Consider the following 2,750-nt stretch of genomic DNA (forward strand, 5'->3'; position numbering starts at 1 on the left):
CGGGCCCGGGGGGGGGTGAGTTACATCGCCGCGGCGAACGCGCTGGCGCCGGTGGAGGGCGGGGGGGACTTCGGCCGGGAGGCCATCGACACCCTGGTGAAGCTGATGGAGGACCACCGCGACGAGGTCGTGGTGATCGTCGCCGGGTACACCGCCGAGATGGAGCGGTTCCTGGCCGCGAACCCGGGCCTGTCCTCGCGCTTCTCACGGACCGTCGCGTTCCCCGACTACTCCGCGCACGAGCTGCTGGAGATCGCCCGCGCGCAGTGCGCCGAGCACGAGTACGCGCTGGCCGAGGCGACCGAGCACGCCCTGCTCGACCACTTCGCCGGCCTGGAACGGGGGCCGGCGTTCGGCAACGGGCGGACCGCCCGGCAGGTGTTCGAGACGATGGTCGAGCGGCACGCCATGCGGGTCGCCCAGGTCGCCGACCCGTCCACCGAGGAGCTGCAACTGCTCGTCCCCGCCGACCTGCCGGGCTGACCTCGGGCGGGCCGCCCCGAGCCGTCCTCGGGCCGGGGCGGCGTGGCAGGATGGGGGCCGGCCGACCGGAGGAGGAGTTGTGACCGACCACGCCCAGCTGCTCGCCGAGCAGCGCCGCGCGATGATCCTCGACGAGGTTCGGCGGCGCGGCGGCGTCCGGGTCAACGAGCTCACCCGCCAGCTGAACGTCTCCGACATGACCATCCGCCGCGACCTCGACGCGCTGGCCCGGGCCGGGGCGGTCGAGAAGGTGCACGGCGGCGCGGTGCCGAGCGAGGCGGCCCGCACCCACGAACCGGGCTTCGAGGCCAAGTCCGCGCTGGAGCTGAGCGCCAAGGAGGCGATCGCCCGGGAGGCCGCCCGGCTGGTCGCCCCCGGCGCCGCGATCGCGCTGTCCGGCGGCACCACCACCTACGCGCTGGCCCGCGAGCTCACCGGCATCGAACGGCTGACGGTGGTCACCAACTCGGTGCGGGTCTCGGACGTGTTCGAGCAGGCCCAGCGGGCCGGCGGCCCGGCCGCCACGGTGGTGCTCACCGGTGGGGTGCGCACCCCCTCGGACTCCCTGGTCGGGCCGGTCGCGGACCGGGCGATCCGCTCGCTCCGCTTCGACCTGCTGTTCCTCGGCACGCACGGGATCTCGGCCGAGGCCGGCCTGTCGACGCCCAACCTCGCCGAGGCCGAGACCAACCGGGCCTTCATCGCCTCGGCCCACCGGACGGTCCTGGTCGCCGACCACACCAAGTGGGGCACGGTCGGTCTGTCCACCTTCGCCGAACTGGGCGAGGTCGGCGTCTGGGTCACCGACGCCGGGCTGCCGTCGCGGGCCGCCGAGGCCGCCCGCGAGCTGATCGGCGAGGTGCTGATCGCCTGACGGGTCGTGCACGCCCGTCGCGGGCCGACCTGAACGGGTGGCGCCGCGTTGCGGCATCGGGCCGCGCCGGGCGGACGGGAGCGGGCACCATGGCGGTGTGGACTCCCTGCTGACGGACCTTCCGGCCGCCTTCTGGGCGGTGCCGTACGCCGCCGCCCGCTACCCGGGGTCGCAGGCCGTGGCCGAGCTGCCCGGGCTGGCCCCCGGCGCCAACTGCCAGCTGTTCGCCTACGCGGTGCTCGCCCACTACGGCCTGCACGTGCCGGAGTTCCGCTCCAGCGAGCTCTGGGAGGACACCGCGGCCACCGTCCGGGTCACCGCGCCCCGACCGCTCGACCTGCTGCTGTTCAACGGCACGGACGACGCCTACGGCGCCCATGTCGGCATCTGCGCGGGCGAGGACCGGGTGCTCCACCTGTGCGCCGAGGCGGGCCGGCCCGCGGTCTGGTCCGGCGCCGACTTCGCGGCCCGCGAGCGCTACCGGGTCCTGGTGGGCGTCAAGCGGGTCACGGCGCCGACGTAGCGTCCGCCGCGGCCTACTCCCGGGACGTCCCGGACGGGCCCTGGGCCGCGGGGGCTGCGGCGATCGCGGCGTCGATCCCGGCCAGGGCCATGGCCAGGCCCTGTTCGAACTGCCGGTCGCGGGCGGCCGCGGCGCCGCCCTCGACGTGGGACCGGACCAGCTCCTCGTTCTCCAGGAAGCGGCGGTCGGCCTGCTCGACGATGCCGAAGACCTGGGCGTGGAAGGCGTCCTCGTCCAGCCCGGAGGCCCTCACCCGCAGCTGCCACTGCGCCTCCACCTGGGCGAAGCCGTAGACGTACTGGAAGAGCAGGCCGAGGGCGCCGCCGTACTGGTCGCCGGGCAGGCCGCTGCGGGTGATCGCGCCGATCGCGCTGGTCGAGAAGAAGAGTGCGTTCGGGCCCAGCGCCAGGTAGCGGCCGGTGAGTTCGGCGGCCCACGGGTGCTGCTGGAAGCACTGCCGGTACTGGTGGGCCATCGTCCGGAGGTGGGCCCGCCAGTCGTCGCCGTCGCCGAGCGGCGGGAGGGACATCCCGCCGAGCACCTCGTCCAGGGCGAGCTCCAGCAGGTCGTCCTTGGTGTCGACGTACCAGTAGACGGACATGGCGGTGACGTCCAGGGCGGCGGCCAGCCGGCGCATCGAGAAGGCCGCGACGCCGTCGGCGTCCAGCAGGTCCACGGCCGCGCGGACGATCCGGTCCCGGCTCAGCCCCGCGGGGGCGCTGCCCCGCCGACGGCCCTTCGGCGGGGCCACCCACACGCTGACGGCGGGGTCGCGGGGCTTGTCGGCCATGCTTCGTCCTTCGCTGATCGCTGCAGGGCCGCCGGAGGGGCCGCCCTGCAGCGATCGTAGAGCGGCGGTCAGCCGGCCTG

The 2,750-nt window shown here is 75.1% G+C and carries 3 protein-coding genes and 1 pseudogene; 3 read left to right on the forward strand and 1 reads right to left on the reverse strand.

Annotated features, from left to right (window positions below; genetic code table 11):
• The 3 genes and pseudogenes from ACFV0G_RS30565 to ACFV0G_RS30575 all read left to right on the forward strand — a co-directional run.
• Positions 1–483: pseudogene (locus ACFV0G_RS30565) on the forward strand (sporulation protein); the annotation flags it as partial.
• A 79-nt stretch (positions 484–562) separates the two neighbouring features.
• A complete protein-coding gene (locus ACFV0G_RS30570; RefSeq protein ID WP_380555045.1) occupies positions 563–1,357 on the forward strand; it encodes a DeoR/GlpR family DNA-binding transcription regulator in 795 nt (264 codons plus the stop codon).
• 97 nt (positions 1,358–1,454) lie between these two features.
• A complete protein-coding gene (locus tag ACFV0G_RS30575) occupies positions 1,455–1,880 on the forward strand; it encodes a hydrolase (protein WP_380555047.1) in 426 nt (141 codons plus the stop codon).
• A gap of 13 nt (positions 1,881–1,893) precedes the next feature.
• Here ACFV0G_RS30575 and ACFV0G_RS30580 read toward each other — a convergent pair whose 3' ends face one another.
• Positions 1,894–2,670, reverse strand: a complete 777-nt coding sequence (locus ACFV0G_RS30580) for a TetR/AcrR family transcriptional regulator (RefSeq protein WP_380555048.1) — start codon at positions 2,668–2,670, stop codon at positions 1,894–1,896.
• Between the last annotated feature and the right edge of the window lie 80 nt (positions 2,671–2,750).

The sequence above is a fragment of the Kitasatospora sp. NPDC059571 genome, assembly GCF_042735675.1.
Taxonomy (GTDB): domain Bacteria; phylum Actinomycetota; class Actinomycetes; order Streptomycetales; family Streptomycetaceae; genus Kitasatospora.

Bases quoted from the DNA above. Each gene is read 5' to 3' on its own strand.
- ACFV0G_RS30580 (WP_380555048.1), bottom strand. From the start codon at position 2,670: ATGGCCGACAAGCCCCGCGACCCCGCCGTCAGCGTGTGGGTGGCCCCG.